Raw genomic sequence first — 16,957 nt, 5'->3', positions numbered from 1 at the left:
CTCAAAAGCAATCTCAAGCGAAGGAAACGAAAATGACTATGATGTCCGTGGTACCTGCAAACAACAGTGCTCTGGGACTCGGGTTCAGTGGCAACCTGGGCAACCTGGATGCTTACATTTCGGCCGTTAATCGCCTGCCGATGCTGACGCACGAAGAAGAAATTTCCCTGGGCAAGAGCCTGAAAGAACAAAACGACCTGGCCGCCGCTGAGCGTCTGGTGATGTCGCACCTGCGCCTGGTGGTGTCGATCGCGCGCGGCTACCTCGGCTACGGCCTGCCGCACGGCGACCTGATCCAGGAAGGCAATATCGGCCTGATGAAGGCGGTGAAACGTTTCGACCCGGATCAGGGTGTGCGCCTGGTGTCCTACGCCATGCACTGGATCAAGGCCGAGATGCACGAGTACATCCTGAAGAACTGGCGCCTGGTCAAAGTGGCCACCACCAAGGCCCAGCGCAAGCTGTTCTTCAACCTGCGCAGCCACAAGCAAGGCCTGGATGCGATGACGCCGGCCCAGATCGACCAGCTGGCCAAGACGCTGGACGTCAAGCGCGAAGAAGTGATCGAGATGGAAACCCGCCTGAGCGGCCGTGACATCGCGCTGGAATCGCCGACCGATGATGAAGATGACAAGTTCGCGCCTATCGCCTACCTGTCGTCCGACGCCACCGAACCAACCCGCGTGCTGGAAGCCGAACAGGTAACCCGCCTGCAGTCGGAAGGCCTGGAAGAAGCACTGGGCAAGCTGGACGCCCGCTCGCGCCGTATTATCGAATCGCGCTGGCTGGCCAACGACGACGGCTCGGGCGCCACGCTGCACCAATTGGCTGAAGAGTTCGGCGTATCGGCCGAGCGCATCCGCCAGATCGAAGTGGCTGCGCTGAAAAAAATGAAGGGCGCGCTGGCTGCCTACGTGTAAATTCCCCCGCTCTCCCCGGAATGCCGCCGGCCTCAGCGCCGAGCGGCATTTTTTTTGCGCGTCCTTTGATATGGCGCTGACGGCGTGCCGTTCGTGCGCCGCCGTTATGGCATTTTTGTTAAGCTTGCCTACAAAGGATGCAGGAGTATCAGATGAAAAAACCTATCTTGCGGCAGCTCGTCGTGCTGCCAATGCTGGTGGCCGTCATGGCCGCGCTGCACGCTTGCGGCAGCGCCGGCGACGTGCAGCGCGCCGTGCCGCCCACACCATTCAGCCAGACCTACGTGCTGCAACAAGGCGGCAGCGCCACCATCGTGCCCGCCGCTACCGCTTCGGCCGGCGGCAACGCCAGTGTGGCTCACATAGCGCCGGTGGTGCGGCTGGACCGCGTCAACGACAGCCGCTGCCGCACCGGTGCGGTATGCGTCTGGGCTGGCTACATTAGCTTCAGTTACACGCTGCTGCAACCAGATGGCAGTACCAGCAGCTTCGTCCTGTCAGACAATATGCCCAACGGCACAGCCAGTCTCACGCGCGATGGACTGAACTTCGCGCTCGCTGGTTTCACGCCGTCGCAAGTCCCTGCAAAAGATGAAACCACGCCAGATTATCAGGTAAGCTTAAAGGTGAGCAACATTAACTCACCTTGAACCTTGCCCACATGACCACTCTTCTCCGTCCCGCCCGCACCGTTCTCGTTTCCTCCATCATTCTCTCCCTGGCCCTGCCTGCCGCCGCCAAGACCCCAGTAGCTACTGGCACCGGCGGCGCGGTTGCCACCATCAGCGAGCAAGCTTCGCTGGCGGCCATTGCCATCCTCAACCAAGGTGGTAACGCGGTCGATGCAGCTGTCGCAGCGGCAGCCACGCTGGGCGTGACCGATCCGTTCAGCTGCGGCATTGGTGGTGGCGGTTTCATGGTGATTTATCTGGCCAAGGACAAGCGCGTGATTACCATCGACCACCGCGAAACCGCGCCGGCCAGTTTCACGCCAACCGTGTTCCTGAAAGACGGCAAGGAGATGGACTTCGACACCGTGGTCGCCAGCGGCCGCTCGGTCGGCGTGCCGGGTACGGTGCGCGGCTGGCATGAGGCACTGGACCGCTACGGTTCGATGTCGTTCAAGCAGGTGCTGGCGCCGGCCATCGATGTGGCCAGCAAAGGCTTCAAGGTCAACGACACCTTCTCGCATCTGGTACAAGATAACGAAACCAAGTTCGCGCTATTCCCCGCCACCGCTGCGCTCTACCTGCGCAACGGTAAAGCCATTCCGGCCGGAACCACGCTGCGTAATCCGGACCTCGCCAAGGCTTACCGCGAACTGGCTAGCGGCGGCGTGAAAGCCTTCTACAGCGGCAAGATGGCGCGCGCAATTGTCGATGCGGTCAACAGCAACAGCGGCAGCATCACGCTGGCCGATCTGTCCAACTACGAAGCGCGCCTGCGCCAGCCGGTGCACAGCACTTATCGTGGATATGATTTATACGGTATGCCTTTACCTAGCAGCGGCGGCGTCGCCGTGGCCGAAGCGCTCAATATCCTGGAAGGCTACGATCTCAAATCGCTACCGCGCGCGAAGGCCGAGCACCTGTACCTGGAAGCCAGCCGCCTCGCCTTCGCCGACCGCAATGCCTACCTCGCCGATCCGGAATTTGTCGATGCGCCGGTAGCGGGTCTGCTCAATAAAGACTACGCCGCGCGCCGCCGTGAGTTGATCAATCCCACACAAGCCAGCGCGCAAGCACCAGCCGGCGATCCGTATCCGTTCCAGAACGATATGAGCGTGCCGCTGCGCCCCAACGCCAACAAGCTGATTGCGGAAGGCGCGCACACCACCCACCTCACTGTGTCCGACAAGGACGGCAACATCGTCTCCTACACCTACACGATTGAAGCGTGGGGCGGCAGCGGCATCGTGGTGCCGGGTTACGGCTTCCTGCTGAATAACGAGATGACCGACTTTGACTTCTCCGGCCCAGCGCCCAACGTGCCAGAAGCGGGCAAGCGTCCACGCAGCAGCATGTCGCCGACCATCGCCTTCAAGGATGGCAAGCCAGCGTTCTCGATCGGCAGTCCAGGCGGCGCGACTATCATCACCACCGTGCTGCAAACGATCTTCAACTACGTCGATCTTGGCATGTCGATGCCGGATGCAGTGAATGCGCCGCGCCTGTCCGAACGTAACGGCATGGCGACTGATGTGGAGCCGAATTTCACCGGCAGCGCGCAAGCGCAAGCGCTGGAGAAAGCCGGCCAGCACTGGAGCAAGACGCCGGAAGAAATCGGCGCCGCCAACGCGCTGGTGTTCAATCCGGACGGCACGGTGACCGCAGTCAGCGAAGGCCATCGCCACGGCGTCGGCAGCGCGCGTGTGCAAAAAAGCGCGCACTAAGCCCGAGTTAAGAATATGCTCACATTATGAGTGCACCAAAACTCATAACGGGAGAAAAACATGAAAAACTGGGTACGTGCCAACAAGGGCTTTTTGCTGTTCCTGGCGCTGTTCGGTATTTTCCGCACTGCGGTCGCCGACTGGAATCCGATTCCGTCGGCCTCCATGCATCCCAACCTGCTGGAGGGCGACGTGGTGTTCGTCAACCGCCTCGCCTACAACGTCAAAGTACCGCTGACCGACATCGTCATCAGCCCGACCGGCGAACCACAGCGTGGCGACATCGTCACTTTCTCCTCGCCCGTCAACGGCACGCGTCTGATCAAGCGCGTGATCGCCCTGCCCGGCGACCGCGTCGAAATGCACAACGAGCAGCTCATCATCAACGGCCAGCCGGCCGCTTACAACACCATTAGCCATAGCCTCGAAAACATCAAGGGCGTGGGCGATCTGGCAGCCGTGCGCGTCGACGAATCGCTGGGCCAGCACAGTCACGCTATCCAGTTTCTCCCGCAGGTAAAGGCGCGCCGCGATTTCGACGCAGTGGTAGTGCCGTCCGGCCAGTACATGATGCTGGGCGATAACCGCGACAACAGCGAAGACTCGCGCTACATCGGCCTGGTACCACGCGCCCTGCTGATCGGCCGCGCCGAACGCGTGCTGGCCTCGGCCGACATCAAGGGCAACTGGATGCCGCGTACCGAACGCTTTGGCATGAGTCTCTATCCCAAGCAGTAAATCCCGCACCGGCAGTGTTATGATGGAATAGTAAATTCATAATATTTCCGGTGCCATCATGATTGAGTTCCAAAGCCTGTCCAAAGTCTACGGCAGCTTCAATGCCGTCAAGCCGCTGTCGCTGACCGTGCAACGCGGCGAAGTGTTTGGCTTCCTCGGCCCCAACGGCGCCGGCAAGACCACCACCATCCGCATGATGATGGGCATATTGGTACCGAGCGGCGGCCATGTGCTGATCGATGGCCTTGATTGCCACGCCGATCCCGCCGAAGTAAAACGCCGCGTCGGCTACTTGCCCGACACGCCCATCTTCTACGACTACCTGCGCGGCCGGGAGATCCTGCAATTCGTCGGCGAGATGCATGGCTTTTCACGCGCTGAAGCGGCCGAGCGCAGCACGCGCCTGCTGGCGGAATTCGGTCTGCAGGAAGCCGGCGAAGACTACGCCGTCAACTACTCGCTCGGTATGAAGAAGCGCCTCGGCCTGGCCTGCGCGCTGATTCATGATCCCAAAGTGCTGATCCTCGATGAACCGATCAACGGCCTCGATCCGCGCGCCTCGCGCGATGTGCAGGAACGCTTGCTGGCGGCGGCGGCGCGCGGCGTCACCATCTTCGTCTCCACCCACTTGCTGGACATGGCGGAAAAGCTGTGCGATCGCGTTGGCATCATCCACCACGGCCAGCTGGTGGCCACCGGCACGCTCGATGAAATCCGCGCCGAAGCCTCGGCCAGCGGCTCGCTGGAAGACGTGTTCCTGAAGATCACCGACGAAGCCGCCGAAGAGACTGCGCAATGAGCGCGGTCCACACCATCTGGCTGATGACGCGCATGCGCCTCACACGCCAGCGCAATATGTTCTTCAATAACCTGTTCCGCTTCAAGAAGAAAAAACCTCGCGACGGCAATGCGGGCAAGCGCAGCAACCTGTGGATACTGACTGCGCTAATGACGCTGCTGATGGCGTTCTCGTTCACCACCATGTCAGTCAATGTGCTGCTCAATATGCAGTGCCACCTCGATCCGGCTAGCGCATGCGTCTACGTCGACAAAGATGGCGACCAGCACAACAACCAGCACATCGCAGTCAAGGAGCTAGCCGCCGCGCCGTTTGCAGCGCCGCTGCTGAACGGGCTGACGATGGAGCTCACCGCCCTGTTCCTGATCGCCGTGATTATGCCGCTTGGGAATAAGGAGATGGCCCAGCCGGACTGGGATCTTGAATGGCTGGTGACCATGCCGGTCGAACGCGGCACGCTGCTCTGGGGGCGCGTGCTGGAACGCAGCGCCAGCAACATGATAGGCTGGTTCGCGCTCATGCCGGCCCTCGGCGTCATCGCCTGGCATTCGGGCCACACTTGGACTGCACTGCTGGTAGCTTTGCTGGCGGCCCTCGTGCTGCAGCCGCTGGCCGCGATGCTCTACACGCTGCTCGACACCGGCCTGCGGATGTGGCTTCCCGCTTCGCAGCTGCGCAACCTGCAGGCGGTGGCTGGTTTGCTGAATCTTCCGCTGATCTACTTCGTCATGGCGCTTGGCATGCCGCAGGCGAACGGCTTTGTAATGGATGGCGCGCGTGCGTTTCCGGCATGGGCGGGTTGGACGCCACCGGGCCTGGTGCTGCAAACGATACAAGCACAAGACGTCGCACAGTTCATCGCCCGCGCCGCGCTGCTGCTGGCCGAAGTCGTGGTGCTGATGTGGGCCGGCATGACGCTGCTGCGACACCAGCTGCGCCACGGCGTGGTCAACTCGGGTTCGCGCGAAAGCGTGCGCCGGATGCCGCAAACTGCCGCCTCGCTAACGACCGCTCCGCATGGCCTGCGTGGTTGGCGCGCCTGGCTGGCGGAGGGCCTGTCGCCCATCAAGCGCCGCGAACTGCGCCTGCTGAGCCGCGACCGCAACTTCATGTTCCAGACCTTGCTGCTGCCGGTAATTATCATCGGCAGCCAGATGGTCTTCAACGGCAAGCTGAATAGCCTCTCCGAACTGGGCGAACACCACACGCTGGCGGCTGCGATTGCGTTTGGCCTCGGCGTCTACGTGTTGATGCTGTCGGCTTTCCAGACGCTGAACAACGAAGGCCATGTCCTGTGGCTGCTGTACACCGTGCCGCGCTCCGTCGAAAGCGTGTTGAAGGAAAAGGCGCAGCTTTGGGGCACGCTGACCATGCTCTATCCCGCTGTAGTGTTAAGCGTCTGCGCGTGGTACACCACGCAATTCGACTGGAGCATGCTGGTGCTGGTGCTGACCGTGGCCGCCGGCATACCGATCTACTCCATGATCGCCGTCTCGCTGGGCGTATTCGCCTGTGATCCGCAAGCAGTGGACGTGCGCACACGCGTGCGGCCAACCTACGTTTATTTGTACATGCTGCTGGCCAGCTTCTACACCTGGTCGATCTACAGCAAAGTGTGGTCGCAAAAACTAGTGGTGATGGTGCTGACGGCATCGATGGCGCTGGCCTTGTGGCAGAAGGCGCGCGACTCGTTGCCCTATCTGCTCGATCCTGCTGCTGCGCCACCGCCACGCGTCTCCACCGCCGATGGCCTCATCGCCGCTACCGCCTTCTTCATCTTGCAAGGCCTGGTGTTGCTGTTTGCAGACGAACTGGATATGCAAGCCGTCGCCATCGCCTTTGGCGCCTCCGGAGTGACCGTGTATGGTTTGATGCGACTGGTCTACTGGCGCAGCAAGGCAGCCGGCGTGCCGGCCATCGTGCGCGGTATGGATATGAAGGTGTCGCTGCGCAGCGCGGCCATCGCAGCCACCGTAGCGTGTAGCGCTGGCGTGGCCTACATGATGGCCATCCAGCACACCGCGCTGTGGGAGGAAGTGCAGAAGGCAGCGATTAGCAGCTCGCGCGGCTGGATACTGGCACTGGCCGTGCTGGCAGCGCCGCTGTGCGAAGAATTTATTTTCCGTGGCCTGATCTACGGCGGCCTGCGTCGCTCAATGCCGGCGTTACCAGCAATGGCGATGAGCGCTGCGATCTTCGCGGTGGTACATCCACCGATATCGATCCTGCCCGTATTCGTGCTGGGCCTATGCACCGCATGGACCTATGAACGCAGCAAAACCCTGCTGGCGCCCATGCTGGTTCACGCGGTGTACAACGCCACCATTCTAGGCTGGCAGTTTAGTCAGTCCTTGTAGCGGATCTCGGCCAGCGCGAAGCCGCCGCCGTGGTAGGTCACGGAGGCGTTTTGTGCTGGGTACTCGCCGCTGTCCGGGAACTTGGCGTCGAATTGCGATGAGCTGTCCTTCGGCTTGTAGCCGATGTGCGATGCCTTGCTGTTATCCCACCACGCCACGTCGTTGTTCGACATGCCGAACAGGATGCTGAAGCCAACACGCGTTGCAAACAGCGAGCGATGCAGCGCTTCCACCAGATCGTCGTAGCTCAGCCACGTGACCATCATGCGGCGATCAACCGGCTCGGGGAACGAGGAGCCGATGCGCAGGCACACGGTCTCCAAGCCAACGCGATCCCAGTAGTAGCTGGCCAACTGCTCGCCGAAGCATTTGCTCACGCCGTAGAACGAATCAGGACGCGTCGGCGCAGTAGCGTCGATATAGTCGGTATTGCGGTAGAAGCCCACGGTGTGATTCGAACTGGCGAAGATGATGCGCTTGACGCCCTGCTTGTGCGCGGCCTCGTACAGATTCGCCGTGCCCAGGATATTCGCCTGCATGATGTTCTCGAAAGTGTTCTCGGTCGAGATGCCGCCGAAGTGCAGCACCGCTTCCACGCCTTCCATCAGCTGCATCACGGCGGCTTTGTCGGCCAGGTCACACTGCACGATTTCTTCGCCTTCGCCCGCCACGCCCATGTCGGCGATATCGGACAGCACCACCACATCCGCCCAAGGCTTGATGCGTTCGCGCAGGATCTTACCCAGGCCGCCGGCAGCGCCGGTCAGCAGCAATCGTTTGAATGGTTTTGCCATGTTTGTCTCGCTTGTTTTTTTATCAGGTCACTGGGGCCGGGTTGAACAGCACCAGTGCGTTATGCAGCTTCCATTTTTCGGCGTAGGTCTCGCGGCCGCTGGCCACGTCCAGCAGCAGCTGGAACATCTCCCAGCCCACTTCCGCAATCGTCGCGTCACCGCTGGCGATGCGGCCGGCGTTGATGTCCATCAGGTCGTGCCAGCGATTGGCCAGGTCGTTACGCGTGGCGACTTTAATCACCGGCACTTCGGCCAGGCCGTAAGGCGTGCCGCGTCCCGTGGTGAAGATGTGCAAGTTCATACCAGCCGCCACTTGCAGCGTGCCGCAAATGAAATCGCTGGCCGGCGTGGCAGCGTAGATCAGGCCTTTCTGCGTCAGCTTCTCGCCCGGCGACAGCACGCCGGAAATCGGCGAGCTGCCCGACTTGACGATCGATCCCATCGCTTTCTCGACGATGTTGGACAAGCCGCCCTTCTTGTTGCCGGGCGTGGTATTGGCGCTGCGGTCTACGCCGCCGCGCTTGAGGTAATTGTCGTACCATTCCATCTCGCGGATCATGGCTTCAGCCACTTCCGGCGTGGTGGCACGCGATGTCAGTTGGTCGATGCCGTCGCGGACTTCGGTCACTTCCGAGAACATCACGGTCGCGCCGGCGCGCACCAGCAGGTCGGTGGCAAAGCCCACTGCCGGATTGGCGGTCACGCCGGAGAAGGCATCGCTGCCGCCGCACTGCACCCCCACTACCAGCTCCGATGCCGGCACGGTTTCGCGCTGGCGCTTGTTCAGTTCTGCCAGATTGGTCTCGGCCTGCTTCATGATCGACTCAATCATCGACATAAAGCCTACGTGATGCGCGTCCTGCAAACATACCAGCCCAGGATCGGCGCCGCCTGCGTTCTGGATCGGGATCGAGCCTTTCGGGAACAAGCGCGTAGGCTGTAGCTTCTCGCAACCGAGGCTGACCACCATTGCCTGTCCGCCGAAATTAGGATTCAGCGCGATATTGCGGATGGTACGAATCGGGATGTTGGCGCCCGGCGCGTCAATCGCCACGCCGCAGCCGTAGGTGTGCTCCAGTCCCACCACGTCGTCGACGTTGGGATACTTCGGCAGCAGCTCCGCCTTGATGCGCTGTACCGCGAAATCCACCACGCCCGATACGCATTGCACGGTGCTGGTAATCGCCAGGATATTACGCGTGCCGACGCTGCCGTCCGGATTGCGGAAGCCCTGGAAGGTGTAGCCCTCCAGCGCCTCCATCGGCGGCGGTTTGACGGTGGCAATCGGCAGGCCATCGAGTTCGCGCGCGGGCGGCATCTCGACATTGTGCTCGGCCAGCCAGCTACCAGCCGGCAGGTCCTTGGCCGCAAAGCCGATGGTGACGTTGTAGCGGATCACCGTATCGCCTTTGCCCAAATCACGCAGTGCCACCTTGTGGCCTTGCGGGACCGCTTCCAGCAGCGTCAAACCATTCGGGAAAACAGCGCCGGCCGGCAGGCCGCCGTCGTTGACGACAATTGCGACGTTGTCGTTGTCGTGCATGAGGATGTAGCGCGGGGTATTTGCGCTCGGCGTGGTGGTCATCTGGCGTTCCTACGTTGTTTTTTGGTCTCGTAAAGTGGTCTGACCACTTCTGTCATTGGCCGGCCAATCCAGTTTTGTGGCCTGCGCGCCACAGTCTGAAACCCGCATGTTTTCAAGGGCTTAAGCCTTGTAGCCACAGGGTATAGACGGCTCCTCCATGAATTCAGTATGCCATTTAAAAATTAATTTGGCTAGTCCACATTGCGCATTTGGTCTGACCACCTTAGAATGGCCTGACCAGATGGCAATCCGATAAGCCACACAAGAATTAACGAGACAACAATGTTGAAAAAGACTGCACTTCCTGCCGATAGCAACGCCCACGAACCGCGCTTGTACCGCGTTGTGGCCGACCGCATCCAGGAATTGATCCGCAACGAGAACATCGCCGCCGGCGAGCGTCTGCCGTCCGAGCGCGACCTGGCCACCAAGCTGAGTGTCAGCCGCGCCTCGCTGCGCGAAGCACTGATCGCGCTGGAACTCGGTGGTGTGATCGAAGTGCGCGGTGGCTCCGGCGTCTACGTCAGCGAGCTGCCGGAAGCGGCCGCCCTGCCGGAAGCCGGCCCTGGTCCTTTTGAAGTGCTGTCCGCGCGCCGCCTGATCGAATCGGAGATCGCCGCCATCGCCGCGCGTGTCGCCACCGACAGCGCCATCGACGCCATCCTGCAAGCAGTGGTCGAGATGGAGAAGCACCACTCGGATTACTCCAGCAACGAACACTCCGATCGCAACTTCCACCTCGCCATCGCGCGCGCCACCGGCAACAGCGCGCTGGTGGGATCGCTGAACTACCTGTGGGACCAGCGCGGGCGCCTGTGGCACAAGCTCAAAGAACACTTCCAGACCGAAGAACTGCGTCAGGAAACGCTGAAAGATCACCGCCGCATCCTGGAGGCGATTGCCGCCCACGATCCGGCAGCGGCGCGCAAAGCCATGCGCGCCCACCTGGAACGCGTGACCCGCACTTTCTCGCGCGGATAAGCAGTACCTGTAGTAGCGCAGGTCCGGCCTCGATGTCGGCCGCGACAATAAAGTAATCAAGTTATCGACCGGCTCGACCTCGGCCCACCTGCACCACGCAGCGCAGCGGCCCTCGTCACAGCGGCACGGAGTACGCGAGGTGCTCCACTCACGCAGGCGCTTTCCAGCGCTGCGTATAACTTTATTCAAGAGACGAAGGAGACAACACCATGAAGTCCGAGCACCCGGTCCAGAACCGTTCCGCACAACCACGCCTGCTGCTGTCCGCCATTAGCCTGGCCGTGCTGACGCTGGCCAACCAAGCAGCCGCGCAAACCGGCGGTGACGATGCCAACATGACCCGCGTCGAAGTGACCGGCTCCAGCATCAAGCGCGTCGCCAGCGAAGCATCGCTGCCAGTTACCAGCATCAAGGCCGAAGACCTGGTCAAGCAAGGCATTACCACTCTCGCCGACGTCATGATGGCGCTGCCGCAATCGGCATCGCTGGCGCCGTCGAACGCCGGCTCGGGCACCAATATCAACCTGCGCGGCCTCGGTGTGAACCGCACGCTGGTGCTGTTGAACGGCCGCCGTCTCGCCAATGAAGCTATCGCCGACGGCTACGCCAACCTGGACGTGATTCCAATGAGCGCCATCGCCCGCGTTGAAATCCTGCGCGACGGTGCATCCTCGATCTACGGCTCCGACGCTATCGGCGGCGTGGTCAACTTCATCACCAAGACTTCCTTCGAAGGCGCATCGATCACCGCGCAAGCCGTGCAGCCTGAGAAAAAAGGCGGCGGCGACGAACAGCGCCTGAGCGCCACCTGGGGCAAGGGCAACCTGGAACGCGACGGCTGGAGCTTCTACGCCACCGTTGACGCGCACCAGCGTACCCGCCTGGCACAATCGGACCGCGCTTACCTGAGCTCCGCCGACATCCTGACCGGCCTTGGCCGCGCACCGACGCTGGGCACCGGCGGCAACGCCACCCCAGCCAACTTCACTACGCCGACCAACAAAACCGCGCAGAACCCATACGGCACCACTGGCTGCCTGGCGCCATACTCGATCAGCGGCCAGAAAGGCACCTGCGTACTCGATAACAATACCTACGGCACCGCGCTGTATGCCAACCAGCAGGTCACCTTCTACGCCCGCGGCGCGAAGAAAATCAGCGAAGACCACGTCGTCACCATCGACTACTCGCGCGGCGAGGAATTCATCCTCGGCACCAAGAACCCGACCAATGCGGTGGCAGTCAGCGGCGTCAACGCCATTCTGCCTTCGACCAGCAAATGGTATCCGGGCGCCAGCGGCGGTGTACCTGCCGTGGCAGGCCTGAACGGCGCCCCACTGACCGTGACCTGGGCCGTGGCTGACCTGGGCATCGCTACCACCAAGGACGTGCAGCTGAACCAGCGCGTCGCCATCAGCGATGAAGGCACGCTGGCAGGCTGGGATTACAAGGCTGGCCTGGTGGTCGGTGTTTCGAACCGCGATAACTACTACTACTCCGGCTACGTCAAAGGCCAGGGCCTGCTGGACGGCCTGAAAAGCGGCAAGCTGAATCCATTCGGCCTGCAAGACGCGGACGGCAAGGCTTACCTGCAATCGATCAGCGTGGACGGCGCCAAGAACCGTACCTCGAAGTCGACCTTCACCGGTGTTGACGTTACCGCCAGCCGCGCGCTGATGGAACTGGAAGGCGGTTCGCTGGCACTGGCGCTGGGCGCAGACTTCCACCGCGATACCACCGAAGATACCAAGCTGCCGATCAGCGGTGAAGTCACCTACGCCAACTCCAGTGCATCGCACGGCGAAGGCCAGCGTAACGTCGCCGCGCTGTTCGCGGAGATCAACGCGCCGATCACCAAGAAACTGGAACTGAACGCCGCCGTGCGTGACGACCATTTCAGCGACTTCGGTAACACCATCAATCCTAAGATCAGCTTCCGCTACGAAGCCACCAAGGCGCTGATGTTCCGCGGCTCGGCCAACACTGGCTTCCGCGCACCGACCCTGTTCGACCGTTACGGCTACCGCCTGCCGGGCGCCACCACCACCACCGCCGCCAAGTGGGACGATCCGGTACTGTGCCCTGGTGGTACGCCAGGCGTAGCCGGCACCGGTACCGCGCTGCCAGGCTATGTGGCATCGACCGTCTGCAACACCACGCTGCCAAAACAGACTGGCTCCAACGCCAACCTGACGCCGGAAAAATCCAAGGGCTACACCCTGGGTGTGGTGATGGAACCGGTGAAGGACGCCATGGTGTCGCTGGACTACTGGAACATCAAGATGACCAACATGCTGGCCAACTTGCCAGAGCAGGTCTACTTCCTCGATCCAGTGAAGTATGCATCGTACTTCGTGCGTAACGCCGACGGTACCATCGCCTACATCAATAACACCACCATGAACCTGGGCGGCCAGAAGGCAGCTGGTGTGGACGTATCGGCTTCGTATGCGTTCCCACGTTCGTCCAAGTACGGCGACTTCAAGGTGTCGATCGACGGTACCTACCTGACCCAGTTCGACAACCAGCTGTATAACGGCAGCCCGTTCGCATCGAACATCGGCCAGTTCGGTTTGGCCAGCAACGGCACCACTTCCAGCTTCCCGATCATCACCTATCGCTGGAAGCACACGGCGAAGATCAACTGGGCCAAGGGCAACTGGAATATGCAGCTGACCCAGAACTACAACTCCAAGTACACCGACCAGAATCTGGTGGCCAAGCAGTACTGGCGCAACATCAATTCGTACAAGGCCTGGAACTGGACGACGACGTATAACGGCTTCCAGAATATCCAGCTGACCGCTGGTATCACGAACCTGCTCAACGCCGCGCCGCCAGCAACCAACAGCAGCTTGTACACCTACGGTTACCTGAGCAGCGCAGCTAGCCCGATCGGCCGCGCTTACAACGTACGCGCAACCTACACGTTCTAATCCCCTGCCTGACTATGGGCGCCGGACCGACACCACGGCCGGCGCCTTTTTTTTTGCCTGGACATGATGATGAAACACCTGATTCCTTCTTTCGCCATGGCGGCAGCGATGCTGGCCGGCGGCGCGCACGCGGCGGACAAGCCGGTGCGCTTTATTTTGGTTGGCGATTCGACGATGGCCAATACCAGCGGCTACGGCGACGCCTTCTGCGCGCGCGTCAACCGCGCCAACACCTGCATCAATCTCGCCAAGGGCGGCCGCAGTTCCGGCAGCTTCCGCGCCGAGGGGCGTTGGGATGAAGTGGAAGGTTTGCTACGCGGCGCAGCTGCCTACAGCACGACCTATGTGCTGATCCAGTTCGGCCACAACGACCAGCCGGGCAAGCCGGGACGCTCGACTGATTTGAAAACTGAATTTCCCGTCAACATGGTCCGCTATGCGCAGGAAGTGAAAGCGCTGGGCGGCGTGCCGGTGCTGGTGACGCCGCTGACGCGCCGCACTTTCAAGGACGGCATTTTGGAAAACAACCTGGCGCCATGGGCTGATGTGATCCGCGCCACCGCCGCCGCGCAGAAAGCGCCGTTGCTGGATCTGAACGCAGAAAGCTACGCTGCCGTGCAGGCGATGGGCCAGGACGAAGCGGACACGCTGGCAATGGTGCCGCGTCCCGCAGGCTACGACGCACCGCCTGTTGCCGGCAAAGTGGAAGTGGCAGGCGCCCCAAAGACAGCCTTCGACCGTACTCACCTCGGGGCCAAAGGCGCAGCCTACTTCTCGCGCATGGTGATGGAAGAAATCAAGCGCACCATCCCGGAAGCCGCCGGCCACTTCAAGCCGGAGAGTGAGCAGTGAAGACGCATCGAATTATTGCGGTACTCGCCACGTTGCCGATCGCTGGTGCAGTGCACGCACAGGACACGCGCAAGGTCGTTGAGCCCTCGCCGCCGCCGGTGTGCGTGGTGCTGAGCACCAGCGCACCTAATGCGGCAAGCAGCGACGACACCGCGCGTATTCAGTTCGCCATTGATGCCTGCCCTGCCGGCCGCGCCGTGCGCCTGTCCGGCAGCTTCATCTCCGGCCCGCTCAAGCTGCGCTCCGGCGTCAGCCTGCTCGTCGGCGACGGCGCAGTACTGCAAGCCAGCACTAATCCCAAACTGTACGACCGTGGCGCCAACACCTGCGGCACTATTGACAAACTGGGGCGCGGCTGCAAACCATTCATCACCATCGACAACGCCAAATCCAGCGGCATCTATGGCAACGGCGCCATCGAAGGCCAGGGCGGCCGCATAATCGACGGCGGCACTGAATCATGGTGGCAACTGGCCCGCCGCGCGCAGAAAGAAGACGCACGCCAGAACGTCCCGCGCCTGATCGAAATCACCAACGCGCAGGACATCACCCTGCACAAAATCACGCTGCGCAACTCGCCCAACTTCCACGTCACGCTCAACAAAGTAGATGGCTTCACCGCATGGGGCGTGCGTATCGACACACCAGCCACCGCGCGCAACACCGACGGCATCGATCCCATCTCCTCGCGCAACGTCACCATCGCCTACAGCCATATCCGCACCGGCGACGACAACGTCGCCATCAAGGCTGGCAACAACGGCGCAACCGAAAACATCTCCATTCTGCACAACCGCTTCTACAGCGGCCATGGCATGTCCATCGGCAGCGAGACCAACGGCGGCTTGCGCCGCATACTGGTGGAAGACCTGAGCATGGACGGCACCACCTCCGGCCTGCGCATCAAGAGCGATGCTTCACGTGGTGGCGTGGTCGATCAAGTCAGCTATCGCAATGTCTGTCTGCTCAACGTCAAGACGCCGATCGACATCAGCACCCGCTACGAAAATCGCACCGAAGGCACACAGATCCCGGTCTACACCAACATCGACTTCGACGATATCCACGCCGTGACGCCAGGCCGCGTTCTGGTTCAAGGCTACGACGAGCAACGCCCTGCGGAGATCAAGCTACGCAACGTCAGTATCGCCGGCAAGGGTGATCGAAAAATCGAATTCGCCAAATTGTCCGGCGATGCGATCAGCGCCAACGACACCAGCACTTGCGCCAACCGTTTCGCACCTTTCCCGGATGCGGCAAGCAGCATGCGCCCGCAACTGCCGCTGGAACAGGCCAAGCAATACAGCTACAGTGAAGTTCTGAAGTACGTCGGTACGGCGGGCAAAGAGAGCATCGATCCGTGGGATCCGCTATCCGATCCGCTAGCCAAAGGTGCAACGTTCACGCCCGACTACATCATCAATAAAGCTGCAAGCGCCGACGGCATCCGCATTTTCAACACCGTACAGGAAGCCGTCAGCCGCGCAGTGCTGGACAGCGCAGCACATCCGGCCAAGCGTTTGTACATGCTGCTGAAACCGGGCGTGTATCAAGAGCTGGTCTACGTCCCCGCCTCCGCCGCGCCGATCACGCTATACGGTGAAGGCAAGGATGCAGCAGCCACGCGCATCATCGCCAAATTGGATGCATCCAACACCGGCACAGCCTACGACGCGCAATACGGCCCCCAATTCGCCAAAGCCGCACCGGCAGTGCAAGCCATGTACACGACCATCAAGGACCGCGCGCAGATTGGCACCTTCGGCACGCAGACCGTCTGGGTGCAGAACAATGGCTTCCAGGCGCGTAACCTGACCTTCGAAAACGGCTACAACAAGGACACCGGCAACGCCCGCGCCGAAGAACTCCCCAACATCAACAATGTCCACCATCAAGCGCTTGCATTGAGCGTGGACAGCGCCGACAAGGCGCAATTCGAAAACATCCGCCTGATCGGCTTCCAGGACACGCTGTATCTGAAGTCGCCGCAGGTAGGCAGCACGGTGCGCAGCTTCTTCAACAAATCCTACATCGAAGGCGATGTGGATTTCATTTTCGGCGACAGCACCGCCTACTTCTACCAAAGCGAAATCCGCACGCTTGGCGACCGTGGTGTGTCGTATGTCGCCGCGCCGGACACACACGTCAAAACCAAATACGGCTTCGTGTTCGACAACGTACGCTTCACGCATGAAGGTGCGAAGACGGGCAACTTCTACCTGCTGCGCCAATGGTTCCACAGCTCGCGCTGCACGCCTTACGCGCCGCTGGCGGTGGAGGGCTACAGCTGCGCCTACGGCCCTACCAACGGCTACAAAGCACCGACCGGCACCGTCGCCCGCACATCGCTGGAAGCTGTCGGCAAAATGGTGGTACTGAATTCGCGCATCGGATCGCACATCAACAAACAGCAGCCATGGGCCGACTGGAACAAGAAAGGCACGATCTCCTATCGCCCCGTCCAATTCAACTCGGACGACCACTGGAACAACCTGATTAAAGCCGGCATCGATCCCGTCAAGGATCTCGGCTACACGCAAGCACCTTCGCCGGCCGACGTCTTCCTCGGTGAGTTCAATAATTCGGATGAATAAGGATCACAG

At 61.2% G+C, this 16,957-nt stretch carries 12 protein-coding genes; 10 read left to right on the top strand and 2 right to left on the bottom strand.

Annotated elements, in window-relative coordinates; genetic code table 11:
• Window positions 1-32: 32 nt before the first annotated feature.
• From rpoH to GTP46_RS03465, 6 genes are all read left to right on the top strand, one after another.
• Complete coding sequence (gene rpoH / locus GTP46_RS03490; RefSeq protein WP_371869543.1) at window positions 33-920, top strand: RNA polymerase sigma factor RpoH; 888 nt, start codon at window positions 33-35, stop codon at window positions 918-920.
• Window positions 921-1,072: 152 nt separating this feature from the next.
• A complete protein-coding gene (locus tag GTP46_RS03485) occupies window positions 1,073-1,570 on the top strand; it encodes a hypothetical protein (RefSeq protein WP_161005229.1) in 498 nt (165 codons plus the stop codon).
• Window positions 1,571-1,581: 11 nt separating this feature from the next.
• Window positions 1,582-3,312 (top strand): gamma-glutamyltransferase, encoded by a 1,731-nt coding sequence (gene ggt / locus GTP46_RS03480; RefSeq protein ID WP_161005228.1) that lies wholly within the window; start codon window positions 1,582-1,584, stop codon window positions 3,310-3,312.
• A gap of 60 nt (window positions 3,313-3,372) precedes the next feature.
• Window positions 3,373-4,050 (top strand): signal peptidase I, encoded by a 678-nt coding sequence (gene lepB / locus GTP46_RS03475; protein WP_161005227.1) that lies wholly within the window; start codon window positions 3,373-3,375, stop codon window positions 4,048-4,050.
• A gap of 58 nt (window positions 4,051-4,108) precedes the next feature.
• Window positions 4,109-4,849, top strand: a complete 741-nt coding sequence (locus GTP46_RS03470) for an ABC transporter ATP-binding protein (RefSeq protein WP_161005226.1) — start codon at window positions 4,109-4,111, stop codon at window positions 4,847-4,849.
• On the top strand, window positions 4,846-7,206 hold the full coding sequence (locus GTP46_RS03465; protein WP_161005225.1) for a CPBP family intramembrane glutamic endopeptidase: 2,361 nt from the start codon (window positions 4,846-4,848) through the stop codon (window positions 7,204-7,206). Before GTP46_RS03470 ends, GTP46_RS03465 begins: the two co-directional genes overlap by 4 nt.
• Here the strand turns inward: GTP46_RS03465 and GTP46_RS03460 are convergent.
• Window positions 7,194-8,000 carry an NAD-dependent epimerase/dehydratase family protein gene (locus tag GTP46_RS03460; protein WP_161005224.1) on the bottom strand — a complete coding sequence of 269 codons (807 nt, stop codon included), beginning with the start codon at window positions 7,998-8,000 and terminating at the stop codon, window positions 7,194-7,196. The two genes, GTP46_RS03465 and GTP46_RS03460, sit on opposite strands and share 13 nt — an antisense overlap.
• A 22-nt stretch (window positions 8,001-8,022) precedes the next feature.
• Window positions 8,023-9,585 (bottom strand): galactarate dehydratase, encoded by a 1,563-nt coding sequence (garD, locus tag GTP46_RS03455; protein WP_161005223.1) that lies wholly within the window; start codon window positions 9,583-9,585, stop codon window positions 8,023-8,025.
• A 282-nt stretch (window positions 9,586-9,867) separates the two neighbouring features.
• On the opposite strand from garD, the gene GTP46_RS03450 reads away from it, so the two are divergent.
• The 4 genes from GTP46_RS03450 to GTP46_RS03435 all read left to right on the top strand — a co-directional run bounded on the left by GTP46_RS03450 (window position 9,868) and on the right by GTP46_RS03435 (window position 16,948).
• Window positions 9,868-10,566 carry a FadR/GntR family transcriptional regulator gene (locus GTP46_RS03450; RefSeq protein WP_161005222.1) on the top strand — a complete coding sequence of 233 codons (699 nt, stop codon included), beginning with the start codon at window positions 9,868-9,870 and terminating at the stop codon, window positions 10,564-10,566.
• Between the two features lie 209 nt (window positions 10,567-10,775).
• The gene (locus GTP46_RS03445; protein WP_161005221.1) at window positions 10,776-13,502 is read left to right on the top strand and encodes a TonB-dependent receptor plug domain-containing protein; all 2,727 of its coding nucleotides are present in this window, start codon (window positions 10,776-10,778) and stop codon (window positions 13,500-13,502) included.
• Between the two features lie 63 nt (window positions 13,503-13,565).
• Window positions 13,566-14,354, top strand: a complete 789-nt coding sequence (locus tag GTP46_RS03440; RefSeq protein ID WP_229258786.1) for a rhamnogalacturonan acetylesterase — start codon at window positions 13,566-13,568, stop codon at window positions 14,352-14,354.
• Window positions 14,351-16,948 carry a pectinesterase family protein gene (locus GTP46_RS03435; protein ID WP_371869541.1) on the top strand — a complete coding sequence of 866 codons (2,598 nt, stop codon included), beginning with the start codon at window positions 14,351-14,353 and terminating at the stop codon, window positions 16,946-16,948. Before GTP46_RS03440 ends, GTP46_RS03435 begins: the two co-directional genes overlap by 4 nt.
• The last annotated feature ends 9 nt before the right edge of the window (window positions 16,949-16,957 follow it).

This window comes from Duganella flavida (assembly GCF_009857445.1).
GTDB lineage: Bacteria > Pseudomonadota > Gammaproteobacteria > Burkholderiales > Burkholderiaceae_D > Rugamonas > Rugamonas flavida.
This window is presented reverse-complemented; position numbering and strand designations above follow the sequence as displayed.